General features: G+C 46.3%; 21 protein-coding genes. 1 reads left to right on the top strand and 20 read right to left on the bottom strand.

All coding sequences use genetic code 11. The features are described from left to right. Positions 1 to 185: 185 nt before the first annotated feature. The 10 genes from MHB49_RS12250 to rplS form a co-directional block, all read right to left on the bottom strand. Positions 186 to 737 (bottom strand): nitroreductase, encoded by a 552-nt coding sequence (locus tag MHB49_RS12250; protein WP_405156293.1) that lies wholly within the window; start codon positions 735 to 737, stop codon positions 186 to 188. A gap of 277 nt (positions 738 to 1014) precedes the next feature. Further along, the gene (locus MHB49_RS12245) at positions 1015 to 2112 is read right to left on the bottom strand and encodes a carboxypeptidase-like regulatory domain-containing protein (protein ID WP_405156292.1); all 1098 of its coding nucleotides are present in this window, start codon (positions 2110 to 2112) and stop codon (positions 1015 to 1017) included. 220 nt (positions 2113 to 2332) lie between these two features. Further along, positions 2333 to 2443, bottom strand: a complete 111-nt coding sequence (locus MHB49_RS12240; RefSeq protein WP_405156291.1) for a paeninodin family lasso peptide — start codon at positions 2441 to 2443, stop codon at positions 2333 to 2335. 493 nt (positions 2444 to 2936) lie between these two features. Next, positions 2937 to 3335 carry a YraN family protein gene (locus MHB49_RS12235; protein ID WP_405156290.1) on the bottom strand — a complete coding sequence of 133 codons (399 nt, stop codon included), beginning with the start codon at positions 3333 to 3335 and terminating at the stop codon, positions 2937 to 2939. After that, complete coding sequence (locus MHB49_RS12230) at positions 3329 to 3637, bottom strand: EscU/YscU/HrcU family type III secretion system export apparatus switch protein (RefSeq protein WP_247902146.1); 309 nt, start codon at positions 3635 to 3637, stop codon at positions 3329 to 3331. Before MHB49_RS12230 ends, MHB49_RS12235 begins: the two co-directional genes overlap by 7 nt. Continuing rightward, entirely contained in the window at positions 3634 to 5685 is a 2052-nt protein-coding gene (locus MHB49_RS12225; RefSeq protein WP_405156289.1) for a DNA ligase, read from the bottom strand. Before MHB49_RS12225 ends, MHB49_RS12230 begins: the two co-directional genes overlap by 4 nt. Before the next feature lie 30 nt (positions 5686 to 5715). Continuing rightward, on the bottom strand, positions 5716 to 6420 hold the full coding sequence (locus tag MHB49_RS12220; protein ID WP_405157115.1) for a ribonuclease HII: 705 nt from the start codon (positions 6418 to 6420) through the stop codon (positions 5716 to 5718). A 410-nt stretch (positions 6421 to 6830) separates the two neighbouring features. Beyond that, complete coding sequence (gene ylqF / locus MHB49_RS12215; RefSeq protein WP_405156288.1) at positions 6831 to 7694, bottom strand: ribosome biogenesis GTPase YlqF; 864 nt, start codon at positions 7692 to 7694, stop codon at positions 6831 to 6833. A 167-nt stretch (positions 7695 to 7861) separates the two neighbouring features. After that, positions 7862 to 8482, bottom strand: coding sequence for a signal peptidase I (gene lepB / locus MHB49_RS12210; protein WP_247902143.1), 621 nt, complete (start codon positions 8480 to 8482; stop codon positions 7862 to 7864). Between the two features lie 255 nt (positions 8483 to 8737). Next, positions 8738 to 9079, bottom strand: a complete 342-nt coding sequence (gene rplS / locus MHB49_RS12205; RefSeq protein WP_024630190.1) for a 50S ribosomal protein L19 — start codon at positions 9077 to 9079, stop codon at positions 8738 to 8740. 330 nt (positions 9080 to 9409) lie between these two features. Here rplS and MHB49_RS12200 point away from each other — a divergent pair, with 330 nt between their 5' ends. Further along, positions 9410 to 10375 carry a polysaccharide deacetylase family protein gene (locus MHB49_RS12200; RefSeq protein ID WP_405156287.1) on the top strand — a complete coding sequence of 322 codons (966 nt, stop codon included), beginning with the start codon at positions 9410 to 9412 and terminating at the stop codon, positions 10373 to 10375. Here MHB49_RS12200 and MHB49_RS12195 read toward each other — a convergent pair. The 10 genes from MHB49_RS12195 to smc form a co-directional block, all read right to left on the bottom strand. Next, entirely contained in the window at positions 10365 to 11633 is a 1269-nt protein-coding gene (locus MHB49_RS12195) for a hypothetical protein (RefSeq protein WP_405156286.1), read from the bottom strand. The two genes, MHB49_RS12200 and MHB49_RS12195, sit on opposite strands and share 11 nt — an antisense overlap. 216 nt (positions 11634 to 11849) lie before the next feature. After that, positions 11850 to 12617: a tRNA (guanosine(37)-N1)-methyltransferase TrmD gene (gene trmD / locus MHB49_RS12190; protein ID WP_405156285.1), complete on the bottom strand. Its 768-nt coding sequence runs from the start codon at positions 12615 to 12617 to the stop codon at positions 11850 to 11852. 1 nt (position 12618) lies between these two features. Then, the gene (gene rimM, locus MHB49_RS12185; RefSeq protein ID WP_247902139.1) at positions 12619 to 13131 is read right to left on the bottom strand and encodes a ribosome maturation factor RimM; all 513 of its coding nucleotides are present in this window, start codon (positions 13129 to 13131) and stop codon (positions 12619 to 12621) included. 282 nt (positions 13132 to 13413) lie between these two features. Continuing rightward, entirely contained in the window at positions 13414 to 13644 is a 231-nt protein-coding gene (locus MHB49_RS12180; RefSeq protein WP_024630185.1) for a KH domain-containing protein, read from the bottom strand. Between the two features lie 23 nt (positions 13645 to 13667). Beyond that, positions 13668 to 13940: a 30S ribosomal protein S16 gene (rpsP, locus tag MHB49_RS12175; protein ID WP_024630184.1), complete on the bottom strand. Its 273-nt coding sequence runs from the start codon at positions 13938 to 13940 to the stop codon at positions 13668 to 13670. A 54-nt stretch (positions 13941 to 13994) separates the two neighbouring features. Next, on the bottom strand, positions 13995 to 15371 hold the full coding sequence (gene ffh, locus MHB49_RS12170) for a signal recognition particle protein (protein WP_247902138.1): 1377 nt from the start codon (positions 15369 to 15371) through the stop codon (positions 13995 to 13997). A gap of 65 nt (positions 15372 to 15436) precedes the next feature. Further along, a complete protein-coding gene (locus MHB49_RS12165; RefSeq protein WP_405156284.1) occupies positions 15437 to 15787 on the bottom strand; it encodes a putative DNA-binding protein in 351 nt (116 codons plus the stop codon). Positions 15788 to 16061: 274 nt separating this feature from the next. Next, positions 16062 to 16709 (bottom strand): hemolysin III family protein, encoded by a 648-nt coding sequence (locus tag MHB49_RS12160; protein ID WP_247902136.1) that lies wholly within the window; start codon positions 16707 to 16709, stop codon positions 16062 to 16064. A 142-nt stretch (positions 16710 to 16851) separates the two neighbouring features. After that, positions 16852 to 17865, bottom strand: a complete 1014-nt coding sequence (gene ftsY, locus MHB49_RS12155) for a signal recognition particle-docking protein FtsY (RefSeq protein WP_090993444.1) — start codon at positions 17863 to 17865, stop codon at positions 16852 to 16854. A 75-nt stretch (positions 17866 to 17940) separates the two neighbouring features. Then, entirely contained in the window at positions 17941 to 21510 is a 3570-nt protein-coding gene (gene smc / locus MHB49_RS12150; protein ID WP_405156283.1) for a chromosome segregation protein SMC, read from the bottom strand. Between the last annotated feature and the right edge of the window lie 136 nt (positions 21511 to 21646).

Here is a 21646-nt window from a genome sequence, read left to right as displayed (position 1 = left end):
CCATCCCATTCGCCATGCAGCATACAGCAGCCTGAAAGGGTTTAAACGAGAGCCTTATTCATTTTAATCCAAGTTCACACGACTGAATAAATCAAATACCCCTGCATTTATCCTCTGTATGAGAGGCATACTTGCAGGGGCTTTTCATAAAGCAAAGTTCAACTGTATATCAAAAAAGATATCAATTATTCAAAAATAGTCAGCTTGTCCTTGGCTGGTGTACGTTCTTTGGCAGAAGGAATAACCTCTGGATACCCCATGTAAACCATACCTATAATTTTTTCTCCAGCCTGAATGCCAAGGGACTTACGGAATTTGGGTCCATACAGGAATGGCTTGGTTACCCAAAACGTACCAATGTCTTCACTCCATGCCGCGAGTAGGAAGTTCTGTACCAATGCACTCACTGCTGCAAAATCTTCATCCCAGATATTCTGGCGTGGATCTTCTTCCATAACAACAAGCATGACGGCAGGGACCTGCTTAATATTCGCAGAAAACTTATTATCCTCTCCCATCTCGGCATCTATGGCGTCTGCCAGCTTGTTCAGTCCATCTCCACTAAATAGCAAAAACCGCCAAGGCTCACGCAATTTATGATTAGGTGCCCATACGGCTGTGTCCAATAAATCAATAATCTGCTGTGTGGGAACAGCTTCTTTTTTAAACTTTTTGACAGTACGACGATTTTGAATGGCTTCTCTTACAACGTTACCCGTTTGGGTAAATTTACTCATGACCATGCCTCCCAGGTTATAAAAAGTTATCCGTGACCGCAGTTCAAGCCTGCGATATGACTCGACTTAATTATGAAAAACGAAACGGTGCAGCAAAGCTTGATTAGCATCTTGATTATACACTGATCGGTTCATAGGATTCAAAGGAATGCTGATTACATTATTTCGTTCCAGTCATTTCGAATGCAAAAAGACGACTCCATCTCATACCCCTCGAACGGATTTATAGAGTCATGTCGTCTTTCTTCATTATAAGCAGCTATTTATAACTATTTAATCAGTACAGGTATGATCCTGCGCCTTCAAACTTCCCGTTTACAAAATCCATTTTGTTTATTTTCTCTTGGTTGCCGGCGACGTCGGTACTGAAATATTCCACTGTTTTGACATCAGGAGCATAGATTTTTATTGGTACGGTAAACGTGATCCATTCCCCTCCATTAATTCTGTACTGGGTCATCTTCAAGCCTGATCCGTTAACTTCGTCCGTGGCCTTTAATTTAAAATTAAATCCATTAATATATTGTTTTCCGTTGGATACCTCTGTCAGAGGCACTAAATTATATTTGGTTACAGGCGGGGTTTTGTCCACATTACTCTTGAGAATAAAATCAAAAGTATTGTTAGGTCCTTTGACCAAAGTTCCCCTAATCGTTTGCTTGATATAACCATCCGCTTCGACAGAGATCATGCTTGATCCCGGAGACAGTCGATTTATGGAATACTTGCCTTGTTTGTCTGTTATCGTCTTGAGATTATAAATAGATACTGTGGCCCCAGCCACTGGCCTCCCCTGTTCATCTTGCACCAAGCCACTAACATCCGCTGCATCTTGCAGTACTATGTTCAATTTCATTGTTTTCCCAATGTCTGGAAATGTATTTGTTGTGTAAAGCACATACCCTTTTGCATCAACCTGTATCGTAATTTCATTGTAAGCATAGTTATCTATTCCTGTAATCGCATAGTTGCCCTCCTTGTCTGTCTTAACAGATTGGCTGACTGTTGTTGCGCTAATGACAGCACCCACAACAGGTTTTCCTGATTGATCAGTAACTTTGCCTACAATTGTCGAAGGCTCATAGAGGACAAAATTCAATTCCGTTGTTTCTCCCGGAAACAAATAAAAGTTATTATAATTATTGATGGTCCCCAAGTACCCCTTGGCAATCGGTCTAATAATGATGTATATGCTTTCACTTATCGTTGTTTCAAAACTGTATTCTCCCTTGGAATTGGTTTTAACTGTTTTGGTTGCTATTTCGCTGCCTTCGAATGTGTGCATCTTAATATTTACATTTACATCTTTCACCGGAAAATCATCCATATCCGTAATTTTTCCATAAATGATTAACTTGCCCCTCAGCAGAAGCATTTTTGGATGCAGCATATGTCGATCCAGAATGCAGCAGACCACACCCCCCGAAAAATATTAAAAACACACTTAAACGAATCATCCATTTCCATTGACTACTCATGACAATCGTTCACCTCATCCAAATATAGTAGTAAGTCCGGTCACCCTATGAACTCGTTTTATCTATCTAACTGACCAACATTTCGAGCCTCCAAAATTCCCCTCCCCATACATATTGTCAAATCCCTTCACCACCGTTCATAGTTTCGCTAATATTCAACACTTCCAATTGCGGTGTCATCCACTCCTGTTTCATTTTGTTTGCCGCATCAGATTGAATTTTTTTCATAGTTCACACCTCTTTTTCATATTTGCTTTTCTCATTTTATTATAAACGATACAATTTGTATCAATTTATTTTAAGTGCTCCATTCTCTTTCGTCATCTAGTAAACCAGTTATATAACATAGTGAAACTTCATTGTTTGTGGAATTAAAACGAACTTGTAAAAGGGTATACATGCTAAGGAGAAAGAGTTCACTTTATAACAGGTAACTTATTATCGTATACTGAATTCAAACATATGTTTGTGCTCTTATTTAGAGAACTATTAAAAGCTGTAGTCCATTAACGATCGAAAAAAGAAAATATTGCATCCAAATATAATTTCAATTACCCGCATTTGGATACGAATCGTATCATCATTGCTGTATGTGAAGTAGCTATTTTCTTAATCTCTTTCTAACCTAAAACCTGCCAAAAAAATAACCCACAAGAGAGTCACTTTTTAAAGTGTCTTTCTTGTGGGTTAACACATCAGAAGAATCGCGTATAGTAGAAACTCAAAATGCATTAATGATATGATCGACCGAAACAGTTTCGCCTGCTTTATCCAGCATGACGGCAATCACATCAAAACGAATTTGATGATTTGTCTCTCCCTTCATTTGCAAATATACAGATGCAGTTGCACGTACCTGCTGCATTTTACGGACATCTACAGACTCCTGGGGTGTTCCATATTGTCCAGTTCCGCTTCTACTGCGAACTTCAAGAAAAATAATCATGCCTTCATGGGAGGCAACGATATCAATCTCTCCGCTTCGGCAGCGCCAGTTGCGCTTCAAAATGCGATAATTATGCTCCCGGAGCCATCCGCAGGCAGCTTCTTCACCCAATCGTCCTTTTTGCTGACGAGTCAGTTTTGAAGTTGGACCTTGTTCTGATCTGTGCTCTACCATGATTCTTCTTCCTCTCGTCCAGAAGCCAGACGGTCAGCGCGATAAATATAAGTTAATACTTCGGCAACCAATTGATACAGTTCGGCTGGAATTTGCTCGTCCAAGTCCAGTTTGGACAGAACCTCCACCAGAGCAGCATCCTCCTGAACAGGAACCCCGTTTTCTTTGGCTTTATCCAGAATGGCCTCTGCCACTTTGCCACGGCCTTTGGCTACGACCACTGGCGCTTCATTCTCACCAGGTACATATTTTAAAGCAACGGCCTTTTTGGATATCAGATCCGGTTGCGAATCCTCTTTCATACCCGCATGTCCACCCCTTTGTAACGTTCAGGACTGTAGTCCGAGGCAGTTGTTTTTCGTTCGGCTCCCGGTTCCTGGCCAACAGGCCAAGGTTCCGCTTTGAAAGTCAGCAACTGGTAACCGAGTTTGTCCAACGCCCGATGGATCTCTTCACGTCCATTTTCCAAGAGCGGTCCCATCCCTTCGCGGTCATTCAGTACACGCAGGCTGACGATATTGTTGACCACATGCACATCCACCAGTGTTGGACCGAGACTTTTCATATCTAGATCAAACCACAGGCGGCAGTTGGATGCATCCAACTCACCACGTTGCCCCCGGCGAGACTGAATCTGGACGGAAGCCGTTTCTTCCCCATCAGGTCCGGTAATCGGGATAAACCAATGCATCTGGGCAAAGGTTGCACTGCGATCTGTTGTCAGCAATAACTGCTGTCCTGTCAGAAATTGCACAGCCTGTCCGGCGGCATCCTTGAGCGCCGCCGGTGCACCATCGCTGCTGGCAAGCTGCAGCAGCAAGCCCTTGAGCGTGTCCGCGGTTCCCGGACCCGCTGCATCCCCCACGCGCGCCTGCGCAGCCGCGCCGTGCACTGCCTGCTGCTCGTGCTCCGCACCGAGCAGCTTCAGCACGCGCCCCACCCACGGGTCCCCCTCGTGGGTGACAGGCGCGTGCGCAGCCGCAGCTCCCGCAGGTGCTGCGGCACTACCGCCAGCCGGCAGCGCATCTGCGCCGGCTGGCAAAGGCTGCGGCACGCCTCCGGCAGCCGCAGCCGCCTGGCCGCCCTGCGATGCAGGGGCGGCCTGTGTCGCCGCACCGGGCCTTGCCGGTGCGGCTGTGGACGCGCTGCGCAGCGCGTCCAGCAGCGCCAGCAGCTTTGGCGCCAGCTGCGCTGCCGATGGAGCTGCTGGCGCCGCCTGCCCTGCTGCGGAAGCGGTAGGCACCGCAGCAGCAGGCATTTCACCGCGGCCATCGGTTCTCCCGGCCGCTCCCCCTTCAGGCTGCCCCGCAATGACGCGGCCAGCTGCTTCCACTGCGGCCCCCGTCGTGCCCGGGCGGCTCCCAGCAACGCCCGCGTCAGCTGCACGCGGGCTCTCACCAGGTATTCCGGTTCCTGCCGGAATACCTGCACCCTTGCCAGCATTTGCACCATTGCTGACCTCTAACTTTATTCCAATAGTTTCAGCTTTTGCCGTACCTGTACCTGTCTGTCCATTGCCCTTCACCGCATTACCAGCAGCATCCTGCGATCCATCAGCCACTGGAGCAGCTCCTGAAGGCGACCCAGGCAGGAATTGCCCGGCCAAACCAGACGTTCCTCCTGCTGCTCTCCCACCGCCTGACGCAGCTATCGTTTCTCCTGTCTGCTCTCCACTTAACGGTACAGGCAAGCCACCCATTACAGCCGGTTTCACCGTTGCCGCCTGTTCACCAGTCGGCAACGTTTTCCCCGCAGTTTGGGCCAGCATCGATTCCAGCTGTTCAGCCAAACCCTTCAACATCTGATGTAGTGGCGGACCGAATACAGCCTGATGCAAACCCTTTACCGTTTCCCCCGTAACCGGAAGACCACGCTGAAAAGCAATACCTGTCGCCTGCACCCATTCTTCAACTGGCACCTGTGCAGGTTTGGCTGTCATCATATTTTGAACCATCGCAACATTATCCTTGGTTAAAGGTAATCCGCTTCGCTGCATGGCCAACAACAGCTCCCGATTTCCCTTGGTATCTGGCAAACCTATCTCCTGAAGCAAATTGTTCAAAGACGCCTGTGGTAGTTCAGCCAATGTACCCGTCAATGGTTTCATTACCGTTACACCATTCTCACCTGGAGGCTGGACCTGAAGCAATGTAGTTTCACCAGGTCTGAGCGGAGTTTCCAGTTTGGCCCGTACCTGTACACCCTGAATCTGGAGAACCGCATCTGCTCCATCATCGGATACACTAACCACGGACCCACGCACAACCTGTCCTTCCTTTAACTCCAGCGGCTTGGCATTACCCGGCTTACTATCCCCCAATAACCCACGAATCACGGAACTTATATTCATGACCTTCCCATCCCTCCGTGTATGGACTAATTAAAATAAAGTGTGTTGTTCTCCAAGCAGATTGCCGAGAAAACTGCGACGATGCATCGGTGTAGCACCCAGAGCCATAATTTGCTCACGATGAAATTTCGTTGCATATCCCTTATGTATCGATAAACCATATTCCGGATATAACGTATCCCAATCCTCCTTGCAAAGCCTGTCCCGGGTAACCTTTGCAACAATGGAAGCTGCCGCAATAGACTGACTGTTAGCATCACCTTTAATAATGGACAGCTGTGGTATATTTACATCTACCTTCTCGGCATCCACCAACAGGTAATCCGGTACGCCCTCAAGCGCTTCTACCGCACGTTTCATGGCAAGTCTCGCAGCCTGTTTAATATTTATATGATCAATCGTCTCTGCGTCCGCATAACCGATCCCCACTGACAACGCCTTTTCCATTATGATGTCATATAACGCATCGCGCTTTTTCTCCGTTAATTTCTTGGAATCATTAACCCCTTCCAGAATCAGATCACGAGGCAAAATAACGGCTGCCGCTACGACATCTCCAAACAAACAACCACGTCCCACTTCATCAATTCCGGCAATACGGTCAAATCCGCTTTCCCAATATTCACGCTCATAGATCAGAAGATCTTTCGGCTCCACTAATTCTTTTTTCTTCTTTTTCGGTTCAACCAGGGCATCCGGTTGCGTTAATTCAGTTAATTCAGTTAATTCATTCATTTCATTCATTACAGTGTCATCTCCTCTGCCCGCTCTTGCTTTAACCCATCTCTTTTATATCATTTTATTATATAGACGTAGATTCCCGATTTTTGTTCTATCAGATCCCACTCAAACAAGAAATAAACTTTTGTGAACATATATGATCATACGATGGTGAGTTATTATTTTATCGGTATCTAATGGCTTGAATTGAAGATATTAAGCATTGAGCAAGCTAAATCTTCATCATTCATCATAACATGATTTAAGAGACCCAGATATACGCACAAACCAATCCCATAAAGTGCAATTTTCTGGGTTCATCTTCCACACAAGTCGAAGTTACTGTCTTTTAAATTCAGTACGACAAAAAGCGACCGCTCCCGGTAATCCGGTAACGGCCGCTTCTTTCGGCAGTTGTCTCTTATTTAATAAGGAGCTTCCATAGAGAAACGTCCCATTTTGCCTGCACGCAGTTCACGCAGAAAAGCTCGCGATGCTTTTTCCAAATCGATACGCCCGCCACTCACAACGCAGCCACGTATGCGACCCACTTGCTCCATGATCGCAATGACACTGTCTGAATCATCCGCATCCCTGGAGAACTCCTGAAGTCCATATCGTTCTTCAAGAGAATCCCAGTAATAACGCATCAGATAACTGATGCCAAAAAAGGCGATGTCTTCTGCATTCAGAATTTCTTCCTTAATTGCACCTGTTACCGCAAGACGATATCCCACGTTTTGGTCTTCGAATTTCGGCCAAAGAATACCTGGGGTATCCAGCAGCTCCATTTCCTTGCCAACTTTGATCCACTGTTGTCCCTTTGTCACCCCAGGACGATCTCCCGTGGCCGCAATGTTCCGTCCAGCCAGTCGATTAATTAATGTAGATTTACCCACGTTTGGAATACCAACAATCAGTCCACGAACCGCTCGAGGATTAATCCCTTTTGCCAGTTGACGGTCAATTTTTTCTTTCAACAGAAGCTTCGCCTGAGTTGGGATGTCTTTCACGTTAGTACCTGTTGAAGCATCTACCGGAAAAGCAGTGATTCCCTCTTTTTTGAAATATTCAATCCATTCCTGCGTCACTTTCGCATCCGCCAGGTCAGACTTATTCAACAAAATCATCCGGGGTTTGCCCTGTAAAATCTCGTCAATCATCGGGTTGCGGCTGGAGACAGGCAGACGGGCATCCAGCAGTTCGATGACCACGTCAATCAGCTTTAACTTATCCTGAATCTGGCGTCTGGCTCGGGTCATATGACCTGGAAACCATTGAATCGTCACCTTGTCTTCACCTCATTATTTGTTGATATACAAGCTTTATCTTTAACATCTACACCTATCAATTCAATGGCAAAACAATCTTCCGTTCTCTATTATCCCCAGATTAGTTCTGCCCTCTACGTATAAGTGTACATTTTTATAATTGGCTTATATATCCTGCATTCATATTAATGGTTAATCCACTTGATATCGCCAATCGGCCAGAAAATCACATCTGCACGACCTACAATATCCGTCAGTGACACATAACCGATCATCCGGCTATCCGTGCTGTTTGGACGGTTATCGCCCATTACAAAAACATGACCTTCAGGTACTTTTCCATCCGGGAATTGCTCGTTAGGGAAGTCCTTCACGTTATAGGTTCCACCGTTCGCTTCAGCAGCATCGATTGCTCCCTGAATGTATGTCTCATCGACTTTTTTACCATTGACAAGAACTGTATCGTCTTGAACCTCAACGGTATCACCAGCGACAGCAATAACACGTTTAATGAAATCGCGGCCTTCAGAAGGAACGTGAAATACGATAACTTCTCCGCGCTTTGGTTCCCTGATGTCATATAAAATTTCATTGACGATCACACGTTCACCTGTATGAAAATTCGGCTGCATTGAAGGCCCGTCCACAACAAACGGTTTGAACAGCAACCACCGAATCAAAATGACAAGTACTAGTGCAATCACGATGGCTTTGAGCCATTCGAAAACTTCATTTTTTGCTTTTTTGGATCTACTGCCTTTCTCTTCGGCAGCATTGCCCTGGTCCTGTTGAACTTCCTGTTCCATTAATGATCTTCCTCTCTTCACAGTACATGTTATAGCAGTTTTTACACATCATCAGTTATGTAATCTTACATGCAAGCATTACCAGTACATTTAATCCACAATTCAAATGCCCTTCAATAACTGATTCACAAGCCTCCCGGACTATTCGAGCGTGTGCCGCCATACCATTTTACTCGGAAGTGCACCTCCGGTTCAACTTTTCCCGGACAAAAACGAAAAGGGCTTGTCTCCAAGCCCTCCCCGGTATCCGTTATATTAACGAATTTCTTTAATTCTCGCTGCTTTACCGCGTAGTTCACGAAGATAATAAAGCTTCGCACGACGCACTTTACCACGGCGAGCCACTTCGATTCTATCGATTTTAGGGGAATGAAGCGGGAAAGCTCTTTCCACACCTACACCGTAAGAAATTTTACGAACTGTAAAAGTCTCACTGATTCCACCACCACGGCGTTTAATCACAACACCTTCGAACAATTGGATACGCTCACGAGTTCCCTCGATTACCTTAACGTGCACTTTCAAAGTGTCACCAGGACGAAAACTCGGAATATCTTTACGAAGTTGTTCTTGTGTAATCGCTTGAACGATATTCATCTATGACTCCCTCCTTCCGTACAGGCGTTCATACTTCTTCCAGAGAACACCTTGTCTCCTTCATTATCCATAGAGGACCGCCGTATTCCACATAACAGACTTATTGTATCACGCACCATAACAAAACACAAGGAAAATTAATCAAAAGTTCCTTCCTGCAGATCGTCATGAATAGCATTCTTGGGATAAGTCAAGTATTGGATGGAAAAAATACTGTAACTTTCTGTCCAGAAAGATCGTCTATGATATAGCTTGTTGGATTACGTATTGATGTAACCGAAGTATAACTACATAAAGAAATGAAATGGTAAAAGGAGAACCTGTTGACTTATGAAACACTTGAAAAAAATCGCGCTTGTTACACTCGCTGTACTCACTTGTACCGTTACAATGTATTCGTATATGGTCACTCATCCTACCAATGCAATGTCCCACAAAGCATGCACGTCTTGGGATATGGTCAAGCGTAAGGCATTTCTAATGTCTCACTCCGACTATTCCAGCAAACCCACACTTGACCTAGCTACCTTTCACATCGCACAAGGTTCAGCTACTGAAGTGCCTGTACTGATGTATCATTACATACAGCCCAAAATCAACAATCATGAAACCAACAACAAATCAATCATTAATCTGGAAGACTTCGAAGAAAACATGAAATATTTGCATGAAGAAGGGTACAACACCATTACACTGGAACAACTTGAGCAGTATGTGAATGGACAGATCTCCCTGCCCAAAAAGTCGATTGTCATCACCTTTGATGATGGGTATCAGAACAATTATACTTTAGCCTACCCTGTGCTCAAAAAATATAATTTTCATGCTTCCCTGTTTGTCATAGGCAGCAAAATCCAGGATCAGCCTTCGACTTTTGATCCATCCAAAAATACGTTCATCTCCAAACAGGAGATGCAGGCTGCTAAGGACGTTTTTGAGTTCAATAGCCATACCTATAATCTTCATCACAAGGGATATATGCGTTGCGGCGAAACCGTGCCAGTTGGACTCGACACAAGCCTGCTGAATGATGACGTCAAGCTAATGAAAGAAACGGGTATAGATACTCCATACCTTGCCTATCCTTTCGGTTATACCAGCACGCAGATGATCTATCAATTGCAGCAAAATGGGTATCGCATGGCCTTTTCCGTACGTTCAGGATTTGTTCGACCTGGGGATAATCCCATGAAGCTCCCACGCTTAACCGTTACAACAGGAACCGATTTGGCTGCATTGCTCCATCCTGAATCAGACCGACAGGACATCCTTCCTGTCGTAGAGATCAGTCATTAAGCTGGATCTGAACTTCCCCACCTGGATATAGAGTCGAGCTATACAGTCTTTTCGACTGGAGCTGGGCTCTTTTTATGTCTATAGAGGTTGGAGTGGTTACATTCATAACTACATTGGAATAGATCACGGCCTCATGTTCATCATAGATGATGATCTGTTCCCTGCCGCTCTGACACAAGTCTGCATGTACAGCGTAGCCCTCTTTTCCGAACTCTGCAATCGTTTGTAAATAACCATTGATTAAAGAGGGCAGGACACCCCCACCTCGACGATATGCTAGGATATAATCAAGCCCGCTGTCATCCCAGTTGCGTACAGGCTCAATAATGGTTAACCACCCACGAGTTTTACGATCTTCTTTCCACAGCTCTTTTCCTTTACTATCCAGCATAAACATTCCATCCTTGCCATGCTCATCTCCTCGAATAATCCGATCCAAGCCGGCAACCTGTAACCCTTGTCTGTCTTCATAAAATTTTCCCAAAGCTATATGCTGTGATTCAATCGAATCCTCGTAGCGCCATCTCTCATTACCATACCTGTCCATCATAACCGTAACACTGCCACCGATAACTATTTCAACCTCGCCGTCCTCGTCCACATCGCCAAACCATATGCAATCTGCGTGGTCATCAAGATTCTGACAGGACCATAATAAAGTTCCATCGTGATCCAGCATATCATACCCAGCCATCACTTCATCCTTACCATCCCCATCAATATCGTATACCCACGGAAAATGACCAACATTACCTTCATGCTTCCACAGCAAATTAAAATCGTGATCCAGTGCCCAGAGCGTCTTATACCGATCCTTTAGTAAAACATCCATCGTCTGTTGGTCCCCAGTCAGGTTTGCGAGAATAATGCAGTCATGCGCATGCTCATCAGGCAAAGTATGACGTTTTTTTATCTCTCCGGTGCTTCCGTCCAGAATAAGAAATTGTTTGTTCATTATGCAAAGCACTTCATTATTTCCGTCCCCATCCCAATCTGCAATCTGAGCGGGATAGTCTGATCCTGGGCCGCCTGCATCCGGATCCGGCGTTCCGACCTGCCACATTAATGTTCCATCCAGATCATATGCCGACAAACAGCATACCTGATGCGGAACGTAACGATCGTCTATACCACCATCGGCCTGTACCAACAGCATCTCAAGCCTGCCATCACCATTCAAATCTCCCAAAAGCATCTTGCAGCGCTCTCCAGCATCGCTAATATCTACTCTGCCCACTTCATAAGGATTATGATTCATAATTTCCCTCCTTAGCATGTCGTGTTTATACACTTCTAACTGAGATCACCATAAAGAAATTCTTCACTGTATACAACCCCATTTCGAAACATGCAAAAATGTTCAAAGCGGCAAAAGTGTTCAATACAAAAAAAAGACCAACCTATATATCATAAGGCTGGTCTTTCAGGTTTTCGAATGAGATTATTTTACGAGCTCAAACGAGATAACATCAAATTACTCTGTATTCTTTTCACGATCGGAACGAATCTTATTTAGCCAAATCCGTTCTTTGTCCGTCAAGTCTGCCGTCTCCAACATATCCGGTCTGCGTTCCAGTGTACGAAGCAAAGACTGCTCCCTGCGCCACGCCTCAATATTCAAGTGATGCCCGGATAACAGCATATCCGGTACCTTCATGCCTCTGAATTCCGGAGGACGTGTGTAGTGTGGATATTCAAGCAATCCGGTACTGAATGAATCCGTTACAGCACTTGTCTCATTACCCAGAACCCCAGGAATAAGACGTACAATACTGTCAATCGCCACCATCGCAGGCAGCTCGCCACCGGTCAGCACGTAATCACCAATCGACAACTCGTCCGTCACAAGAAATTCCCGGATGCGCTCATCATAGCCTTCATAATGTCCACAAATAAAAATCAAATGATCTTCCTGCACAAGCTCTTCTGCTTTTGACTGCGTGAATGTCTCACCTTGCGGACACATTAGAATAATCCGTGGCGGTTTCATCGTTGCGGCAGCTTCGCCGCGCTGCTCTAATACATCTTCGACAGCAGCGAAGATGGGATCTGGCTTTAACACCATGCCCCCACCTCCACCGTAAGGTGCATCGTCGACTGTATTGTGTTTATTGGTCGCATAATTCCGGAAGTTGGTTGCACCAAGGGATACAAGCCCCTTTGTTTGGGCCTTGCCCAGAATGCTGGTTCCGAACACACCGTCAAACATTTCCGGGAACAGGGTTAATACATCCACCTTCATGTTACAGCAGCCCTTCCATCAGGTGAACCTTGACTTGCTTTTCTGTAACATCCACATCAAGAACAACATCATCAATAACCGGAAGCAGAATTTCTTTGCCTGCCGGCGTTTTGACAACCCATACATCATTCGCTCCAGGAGTCAAAATCTCAGAGATCGTTCCAAGTGTTTCACCTTCATCAGTAATGACCGAGCATCCAACAATTTGGTGGAAGTAGTATTCATTCTCTTCCAGCTCAGCCAGGTTTTCTTTCAGCACTTTGGCCATGCCACCCTTAAACTTCTCTACTTCATTGATATTTCCGTATTCTTTCAGATTAAGGATGTACATATTTTTATGCAAACGTGCAGATTCCACATTAACCAACACGGGATGATTATCCGGCGTAAAAAGAAACAGTTCCGCATTTTTCGCGAACCGCACTTCCGGGAAATCTGTTAAAGGCATGATTTTCAACTCACCACGAATACCGTGCGTATTGACGATCTTGCCTACATTCATAAATTCTGCCATAAGTTCCTCCTGCAATCCATTCTGTAAAATTTAATCCTTATTACACAGCACACTGCGCGGTTAGAACAATCTTCCGATCACTGTTACCCTCAGAGTTCTTTGACTCCTTATTCAAAGGATGAAATCCGGTGGTAAAGGTGAGCGCTACGCTTCTTCAGATTTGTTCTGCCCTCTCCGTTATTGTGTAATCCTAAAATCAATTTATTTAATGGGTTTTATTAATAAATTCAGCATGCACGAAAAGGGGCTAGGACATGCATCCTAACCCCCTTTCGTATATCTTTAAGATATGATATCAACGGTTACCCGTTTATCCATCTTAACTGCTGCTGATGTGACGACCGTACGAAGAGACTTTGCGATTCGTCCCTGCTTACCAATCACTTTCCCAACATCGTCAGGATGAACGGTTAACTCATATACGACAAGCCGATCTTTCTCAACCGTCCGAACCGCCACATCTTCCGGATGATCGACCAAAGCCTTAGCAATTATGCTTACTAATTCTTCCATAGATGACCCTCCGAATCAGCACCTTATTTAGTCAATTTAGACTCGTGGAACTTCTTCATCACGCCCGCTTTGCTCAGCAAGTTGCGGACAGTGTCGGATGCTTGCGCACCATTTTGAAGCCATTGCAATGCTTTATCTTCATCGATCTTAACAACAGCCGGTTGTTCAACCGGGTTGTAGTAACCGATCTCCTCGATAAAACGACCGTCACGTGGGGAACGGGAATCCGATACCACTACGCGGTAGAAAGGAGCTTTGTGAGCACCCATACGTTTCAGACGAATACGAACTGCCATTTGAAAATTCACCTCCTTCAATGAAATCTGTGTATTCCTCAGCAACCCATGTAATCAACGGAAAGGAAACTTCATTCCTTTGCCCAGACCCTTCAGCTGCTTCATTGCCTTGTTCTTGCCGCCTTTAGGTCCCATCATATCCGAGAACTGTTTCATCATGCGGCGCATTTCATCAAACTGCTTGATTAGGCGATTAACCTCGGCCAGAGATGTACCACTACCTGTAGCAATACGTTTCCGGCGACTATGATTGATCATGTCGGGGTTGCGCTTCTCCTCTGTAGTCATGGAGTACACAATCGCTTCAATCCGGCCCATTTGCTTGTCGTCAACCTTCAGGTCTTTGGCTTGTTTCATCTTGCCCATACCAGGAATCATATCCATGATCTGATCGATGGGCCCCAGTTTCTTCACTTGATCCATTTGCTCCAGGAAATCTTCGAACGTGAATTCAGCATTACGCATCTTCCGTTCCATTTCCTTGGCTTTTTCGGTATCAATGTTGGACTGTGCCTTCTCAATCAGAGAGAGCATGTCACCCATGCCAAGAATACGAGAAGCCATACGCTCTGGATGGAAAGGCTCTAGTGCATCCAGTTTCTCTCCAAGGGAAGCAAACTTGATCGGACAACCGGTAACTGCTTTAACAGAAAGCGCGGCACCACCACGAGTATCTCCATCAAGCTTAGTAAGAACCACTCCGGTCAGATCAAGCTGCTGGTTAAAGTGTTCTGCCACATTAACTGCATCCTGACCTGTCATGCTGTCTACGACAAGCAATACTTCATCCGGGTTCACTGCGCTGTGAATCTGACGAAGTTCTTCCATCAGTTCTTCATCGACATGCAGGCGTCCAGCCGTATCGATAATGACGTAGTCGTTACCGTTATCCTTGGCGTGCTGTAAACCCTGACGTGCGATCTCTACAGGGCTTGTCTGATCTCCCAGTGTAAATACTGGTGCTTTGATCTGCTCGCCAAGTACTTGCAACTGCTTAATTGCTGCTGGACGATAAATATCTCCTGCAACAAGTAACGGTCTGCTATTTTGCTTTTGCAGCATCTTAGCCAGTTTACCGGACGTGGTCGTTTTACCCGCACCCTGCAGACCAACCATCATCAGTACCGTAGGCGGTTTGTTGGCTTTGGCCAGTTTCGATTGGCTTCCACCCATCAAATCCGTCAGTTCCTTGTTTACGATGTCGATAATGACCATTCCGGGCGTGAAGCTCTCCATCACTTCTTTGCCGACAGCCTTCTCTTTCACCTTGGCGATGAATTCCTTGACCACTTTGAAGTTTACATCCGCTTCGAGCAATGCCAGACGTACCTCGCGCATAGCTTCGGCAACATCTTCATCAGACACCTTGCCTTTGCCGCGCAGCTTGCTGAACACATTCTGCAATCGGGTCGTTAATCCTTCAAATGCCATGATCCCACCTCCTTAAGCTGTAATACTGTTTTCAGGACCGATACGTTTCGTTCAACTCTTACGAACTACTCTCTGAGCTGTTGAATAATATCGTTTATTTGTTGGTTGTTATCAATGGAAACGCCTGCGCGCTCCAATGCCTTTTGCAAATCTTCAAGATTACGGTTGCGCCGTTCATGCTTCTCCAGCAAGCCAAGCTTGCTTTCGTAATTTTCTAGCACCTGTTCGGCACGCTTGATATGCTCGTATACCGCCTGGCGGCTGATCTCGAACTCGGCTGCAATCTCGCCTAGCGAGAAATCATCATGAAAGTAATACTTTAGAAAAGTCTGCTGTTTCTCGGTAAGCAACCGTTCATAGAAAGCAAACAGCAAGTTAATTCGGTTTGTCTTTTCAAGCCGATTTTCTTGACTCATAACGGGGCACTCCCTTCGTCAAGGAAAAACACTTTACACTCTTGCAACGTTCCTAATAATACCTAAAACAAATCAGGTTGTCAAGCAAAAATACTTGTCACAATAAAAACGTCCATTTTGCGCTCATATTTCTTCCCTACACACTTGATCATAGCCATTGCTCTACACATTCCCCTACAGTAGAATACGGCCTGCTGTATTCTTTTTATAGAACAAAAAAAACGAATGGGTCTCCACAGATGGAGCCAATTCGTTTTACGCTATCTACTGCGACCTAGCGAAGAGGCGTCAAGTACACTAATACCGCAAAGAAATGAAGGATACTGCCTGCGAGCACAAACAGATGCCAGATCGCATGATGATACGGAAAGCCACGCCACACATAAAATAGCGTACCTAACGTATACATCAGTCCTCCGGTGACCAGCAGCACGATTCCACCTGTAGGAATAGCAGCGACTAGTGGTTGCCAGGCAATGACGATGAGCCAGCCCATCGCTATATAGAAAATCGTGGACATGAACAGAAACTTCTTGGTGAAAAAGGCTTTAAAGATAACCCCCGCTAACGCAATGCCCCAGATCACTCCAAACAGACTCCAGCCAAGTGTTCCTCGAACTGCGACAAACAAAAACGGTGTGTATGTCCCTGCAATAAACAGATAAATGGACGAATGGTCGAAAATCTCAAATAAATCTTTCATTTTTCCATCTTTCCATGCATGCACGAGTGTAGAGCTCGTATAGAGCAGCAGCATGGTGATCCCGTAGATCGTGAAACTAACCACATGCCAAGCCGTACCTTTCATACTCGAAAATACGATCAACAGCACCAGTGCAGCTACACTGAGTACAGCACCGATTCCATGAGTTATCGCATTGGCGACTTCCTCACGGCGGGAATAGGTATAGGTATTGGCCATTTCAACCGTCCTTTCTAGCCCTTTAGCCTTGCCTTCTTTATTCCCATTATACACGTATTGCCAGTGACATTACACGTGACACTTATCACGTCTATCACTGGCAAATACGGTTAACGCTATTATTTCATCCTATTAATTGGTTCTAGGAATTAGCTTCCTCTTCTTCAGCACTTTCAGCTGGCTGTTCCTGGATCAGTCCGGCAAACAACGCATGCACAAATTGCTCCGAGTCGAATGGCTGAAGATCGTCAATTTTCTCACCAAGTCCGACCAGCTTCACAGGCAGATCCAACTCCTGACGAATTGCAACAACAATACCACCTTTGGCCGTACCATCCAGCTTCGTCAGCACCAGCCCGGTTACCCCGCTCTTCTCTCCGAAGAGTTTGGCCTGATTGAGCGCATTCTGGCCTGTAGTTGCATCCAGCACCATTAATACTTCATGAGGTGCTTCCGGAATCTCACGTTGAATGACACGATAGATTTTGTTGAGCTCGTCCATCAGGTTGGATTTATTTTGCAAACGGCCCGCTGTATCACAGAGCAATACATCAGCACCCCGTTGCTTCGCAGCCTGTACCGCATCATACATTACAGCGGCAGGGTCAGAACCTGATTGTTGCTTGATGACTTCCACGCCGGCACGTTGTCCCCATACTTCGAGTTGTTCAATCGCTCCGGCACGGAACGTGTCGCCTGCTGCCATAATGACCTTTTTGCCCTGCTGTTTGAAGCGATGGGCCAGCTTACCAATCGTTGTTGTTTTACCAACACCATTAACACCAACAAACAAAATGACCGTGATGCCATCCGGATTCATTTTCAGTTCATTGTTCTGCTCGCCGCGGAGCAAATCCGTCAATTTTTCAGACAACACAGGCTGTAGTTCAGCTGCATCCTCAATTTTGCGTTTTTTGACTTCATCACGCAGATCCTCAATCAGTTTCATGACCGTATTGACACCTACGTCGGCTCCAATCAGAATCTCTTCCAGTTCTTCATAGAATTCCTCGTCAATTTTTTTGCGACGAATAACGAGATCCGACACTTTCTCCACAAGGCCTTTACGTGTCTTTTCCAACCCGTCCTTGAACTGTTTGGTAACCGACTCCGTTTTGCTTGCAATGCTGTCTCTCAGCTTTTTAAAAAAACTCATAAAGCCCCTCCATCGTGTACATTTCTTGGTTTAAATGATATTTAGATGAGTTCATCTCTGACAACTGCTCCAAGATCAGGCAATGACTGCCTCCTCATCTTCCAGTTTAACCGAAACGAGCTTGGATACTCCACCCTCTTCCATCGTAACACCATACAGCACATCCGCCTCTTCCATTGTGCCTTTGCGATGGGTAACCACGATGAATTGTGTTTGTTCAGAGAACTCACGCAAATATTGGGCAAAACGTACCACATTGGCTTCATCCAGCGCTGCTTCGACTTCATCCAGAACGCAGAACGGCACGGGTTTAACATGCAAAATAGCGAATAACAATGCCATCGCAGTCAACGCTCGTTCTCCACCGGATAATAACTGCAGGTTTTGCAGCTTCTTGCCTGGGGGCTGAGCGACGATATCAATGCCTGTTTCCAGCAATCGCTCAGGATCCATCAGGACCAGATCAGCGCGTCCTCCGCCAAACAGCTTGGTAAAGACGGTACCGAACTCCCGGCGAATCGCATCAAACGTCGCCTTGAATCGTTTGGCCATCTCGTCTTCCATTTCCCGAATAACCTGATACAACGTAGTTTTGGCTTCGACCAGATCATTCTTCTGCGTGCTGAGGAACTCATACCGCTCGTTAACCCGCTGGAATTCCTCGATGGCTCCCAGGTTAACGTCACCGAGAGCTGCAATGCTGCGCTTCAGCTTCTGCACCTCTGCCTGTGTGCTTTCCACATCTTCCGGCACAGGATAACGCTCTTTGGCAAGTTCATAGCCAAGTTCATACTCATCCATCAGCTTGCGCAAAATATTCTCTAACTCAACGTCAAGTCTGTTGACGGAAATCTCCGTCTGGCGCATCTGCTCCTCCACAGCTTTGAGCTGTGTGCGCTGTTCCTTCGTTTCACTCTCGGCAAGTTCAAGCTTCTTCGACAGCTCGCTTCGGGCCGCACGCTTGAAGTCCAGCTCCTGTGCAGATTCCGCTTTTTTCAGCTTGTATTGGTTAAGATCCTCAATCTGTTTGACACTCTCAGTCTCTGTTTTCTTCAGATCGGCTTCCATGGAGGCCAGCAGCGTGCGATTTTGGCGTAAATCCTTCACCAGTGAATCCACTTCACGCTCCAGACGCCGCAATTGCTCCTCGTTAGAGAATCGCTCCTGATCCAGTTTCCCCTCTCGCACTTTCAGTTCGGTGAGCTGGGTCTGCAATTCCTCCTTCGCAGATTCATTCGCTTTACGCGCGAATTCTGCGGCATGAATGGCACGATGGGTCGCCTTCTCTTCTTCCTCAAGCTGCTCCAGCTTCTTCACAGCGACATCACGGGCTGTATCCATCTCTTTGATTTCTTCAGTAAACCCGCTCTTCTCCTGCCCGGCTACGGCAACCTGTTCCAGTACGTGGCGCAGTTCATGCTCAACCTGCTTCATTTCCATTGAAGCCTGCTGTTCTGCATTCCGGGTGTCGTCTCCGGACTGACGCAGCTCGTCCAGCTTATCCTGGCACTGCTCCAGTTGGGCTTTTATATCATCCACACTGCGATGCAGTTTTACGATCTGATTTTCAGTATCCAAAATATCCTGATCCAGCTGATCCAGCTGCCGTTTACGGCTGAGCAGACTACCATTTTTCTTGTGCTGGCTACCACCAGTCATGGAACCACCCGCGTTAACCACATCGCCTTCCAGGGTTACGACCCGGAAACGATATTGACAGCGAGCTGCGATCTTGTTGGCATCCTCCAGCTTCTCAGCAATAATGACATTTCCAAGCAGACTTCCAATGATCGCAGCATAACGGGAGTCATATTGTACAAGGTCCGCACCAATTCCCACAAAACCATCCATGCCTTCAATCATCGAACGTTCACCCGCGCCAATGGTACGTGCACGAATAACATCCAGCGGGAGGAACGTAGCTCTGCCCAATTGGCGTTGTTTCAGAAAAGCGATTGCCTGTCTGGAAACCGATTCATTCTCCATGACAACATGCTGCAGGGAAGCGCCCATCGCTGTCTCTACCGCAAGCTCGATCTTCTCAGGCACTTTAACGAGCTCTGCAACGGCTCCATGAACCCCGTTCAGTGTGCCTTTGCGTGATGCCTTAAGAACTTCTTTGACACCCAGCATGAAACCGTCAAAATCATCCTGCATCTCTTTCATTGTATCGCGACGGGAGACCTGAGCCTCACGCTTCTGCTCCCATTTACGAACCGTTCCCCGGCTTTCTTCGAGCAGCTTCTGCAACGATTGGAGACGTTCACTTTCCGTAATATATCCACCGCGCAGATCACTGATTTCCTTGCCTAAACGAACGACTTTTTTCTCGATCTCCTTTTTGCGGGCTTCCAGCATTTCCTTCTGGCCTTCCCACTTGCCGGATTCCTCAGTCGCGCGATTCATTCGCCGTTCCAGCGTTTCTTTCTGTTGGTCCGCGTAACGAATTTCATTTCGTGTCTGAGCCATCTGATTCATCAGTTCCAGCAAGTTTCCCTTAAGGCTCTCCTCCTGCTGTTGGCTAATGCCGCCAGTGACACCGATAAGCTTGGCCTCTTCTTCCGATAGGCGGTTTCTTACGTCACTCAATTCCGTTTCAAGCTTGGCAAACTTTTCGCGTAATGCAAGTAACTCGGCCTCACGCTCCCGATGTCTTTCTTCACTCGCTGCAAGCGTCACTTTAAGCTGTTCCTGGTTCGTCTGCAGATGACGCGAACGCTCCCTAAGCAGTTCCCCGAGCCCTTCACTTTTCTCCGTTGCTTCACTGAATTGCAATAAGGCCAATTGCAGCTGTTCGGTCTCCGTTTCCAGCGTCCGCAGTGCATTCCGGTCACTTTCCAGCTTGGCATCATGAGTGGAGACGATGGCGGCCAATCCGACTTCTTCCTGTTTCAACGATTCAAGTCGTTGGTTTGCTTTGCTCCAGGAAGCGTGAATTTGTTCAATCTGATATACATACATGGAGATTTCCTGTGACTTCAGCTGTCCACGCAATTCCTTGTAGTGGATCGCTTTCTCCGATTGTTCCTTTAACGGACCAATCTGGTCTTCCAGCTCGGTCACCAGGTCATGAATACGCAACAAATTCTGTTCCGTCTCATCCAGTTTGCGAGTAGCATCCCGTTTGCGAGATTTATATTTAACAATACCTGATGCCTCTTCAAAGATCCCCCTGCGATCCTCTGAACGGGTACTCAGAATCTCTTCAATTCGTCCCTGTCCAATAATCGAGTAAGCTTCCTTGCCGATCCCGGTATCCATAAACAATTCGGTAATATCCTTCAACCGACACGACTGCTTGTTGATAAAATATTCACTGTCTCCGCTGCGATGTACACGACGCGTCACCGTTACTTCACCAAAATCCAAAGCAAGCGCATGATCTTCGTTATCCAGCGTCAACGAAACTTCACCATAATTAACAGCCTTACGTGCATCACTGCCGGCAAAAATGATATCTTCCATCTTGCCGCCACGCAGTGATTTGGCGCTTTGTTCCCCAAGAACCCAACGTATGCCGTCGGAAATATTACTTTTTCCACTTCCGTTCGGGCCCACAACAGCGGTTATACCACGAACGAATTCCAATTCCGTTTTGTCGGCGAATGACTTGAATCCACCCAGTTCAATCCGTTTCAGAAACATAGGGTTTCCCGTCACCTCCTCTTGCAAATTTCAAATGTTGCATTCCGCGCCTAGTGACCAATCAGAAAAAGCAAATCCTGATCCTCCTTACAAAAAAAAGAGCAAAAAGCAGTCCGGCCGATAAATTCCGCCAGGC

It is taken from the genome of Paenibacillus sp. FSL K6-0108, assembly GCF_045040695.1.
Taxonomy (GTDB): domain Bacteria; phylum Bacillota; class Bacilli; order Paenibacillales; family Paenibacillaceae; genus Paenibacillus; species Paenibacillus pabuli_B.
This window is presented reverse-complemented; position numbering and strand designations above follow the sequence as displayed.

What these genes read in the sequence shown, in the direction of transcription:
- MHB49_RS12230 (WP_247902146.1), bottom strand. Translation starts at nt 3,637, where the DNA reads ATGAAAGAGGATTCGCAACCGGATCTGATATCCAAAAAGGCCGTTGCT.
- MHB49_RS12195 (WP_405156286.1), bottom strand. Translation starts at nt 11,633, where the DNA reads ATGAATCATAATCCTTATGAAGTGGGCAGAGTAGATATTAGCGATGCT.
- rplS (WP_024630190.1), bottom strand. Translation starts at nt 9,079, where the DNA reads ATGAATATCGTTCAAGCGATTACACAAGAACAACTTCGTAAAGATATT.
- trmD (WP_405156285.1), bottom strand. Translation starts at nt 12,617, where the DNA reads ATGAAGGTGGATGTATTAACCCTGTTCCCGGAAATGTTTGACGGTGTG.
- rimM (WP_247902139.1), bottom strand. Translation starts at nt 13,131, where the DNA reads ATGGCAGAATTTATGAATGTAGGCAAGATCGTCAATACGCACGGTATT.
- MHB49_RS12180 (WP_024630185.1), bottom strand. Translation starts at nt 13,644, where the DNA reads ATGGAAGAATTAGTAAGCATAATTGCTAAGGCTTTGGTCGATCATCCG.
- rpsP (WP_024630184.1), bottom strand. Translation starts at nt 13,940, where the DNA reads ATGGCAGTTCGTATTCGTCTGAAACGTATGGGTGCTCACAAAGCTCCT.
- MHB49_RS12220 (WP_405157115.1), bottom strand. Translation starts at nt 6,420, where the DNA reads ATGAATGAATTAACTGAATTAACTGAATTAACGCAACCGGATGCCCTG.
- MHB49_RS12240 (WP_405156291.1), bottom strand. Translation starts at nt 2,443, where the DNA reads ATGAAAAAAATTCAATCTGATGCGGCAAACAAAATGAAACAGGAGTGG.
- MHB49_RS12245 (WP_405156292.1), bottom strand. Translation starts at nt 2,112, where the DNA reads ATGCTTCTGCTGAGGGGCAAGTTAATCATTTATGGAAAAATTACGGAT.
- MHB49_RS12165 (WP_405156284.1), bottom strand. Translation starts at nt 15,787, where the DNA reads ATGAGTCAAGAAAATCGGCTTGAAAAGACAAACCGAATTAACTTGCTG.
- MHB49_RS12160 (WP_247902136.1), bottom strand. Translation starts at nt 16,709, where the DNA reads ATGGCCAATACCTATACCTATTCCCGCCGTGAGGAAGTCGCCAATGCG.
- ffh (WP_247902138.1), bottom strand. Translation starts at nt 15,371, where the DNA reads ATGGCATTTGAAGGATTAACGACCCGATTGCAGAATGTGTTCAGCAAG.
- ftsY (WP_090993444.1), bottom strand. Translation starts at nt 17,865, where the DNA reads ATGAGTTTTTTTAAAAAGCTGAGAGACAGCATTGCAAGCAAAACGGAG.
- smc (WP_405156283.1), bottom strand. Translation starts at nt 21,510, where the DNA reads ATGTTTCTGAAACGGATTGAACTGGGTGGATTCAAGTCATTCGCCGAC.
- lepB (WP_247902143.1), bottom strand. Translation starts at nt 8,482, where the DNA reads ATGGAACAGGAAGTTCAACAGGACCAGGGCAATGCTGCCGAAGAGAAA.
- MHB49_RS12235 (WP_405156290.1), bottom strand. Translation starts at nt 3,335, where the DNA reads ATGGTAGAGCACAGATCAGAACAAGGTCCAACTTCAAAACTGACTCGT.
- MHB49_RS12250 (WP_405156293.1), bottom strand. Translation starts at nt 737, where the DNA reads ATGAGTAAATTTACCCAAACGGGTAACGTTGTAAGAGAAGCCATTCAA.
- MHB49_RS12200 (WP_405156287.1), top strand. Translation starts at nt 9,410, where the DNA reads ATGAAACACTTGAAAAAAATCGCGCTTGTTACACTCGCTGTACTCACT.
- MHB49_RS12225 (WP_405156289.1), bottom strand. Translation starts at nt 5,685, where the DNA reads ATGAATATAAGTTCCGTGATTCGTGGGTTATTGGGGGATAGTAAGCCG.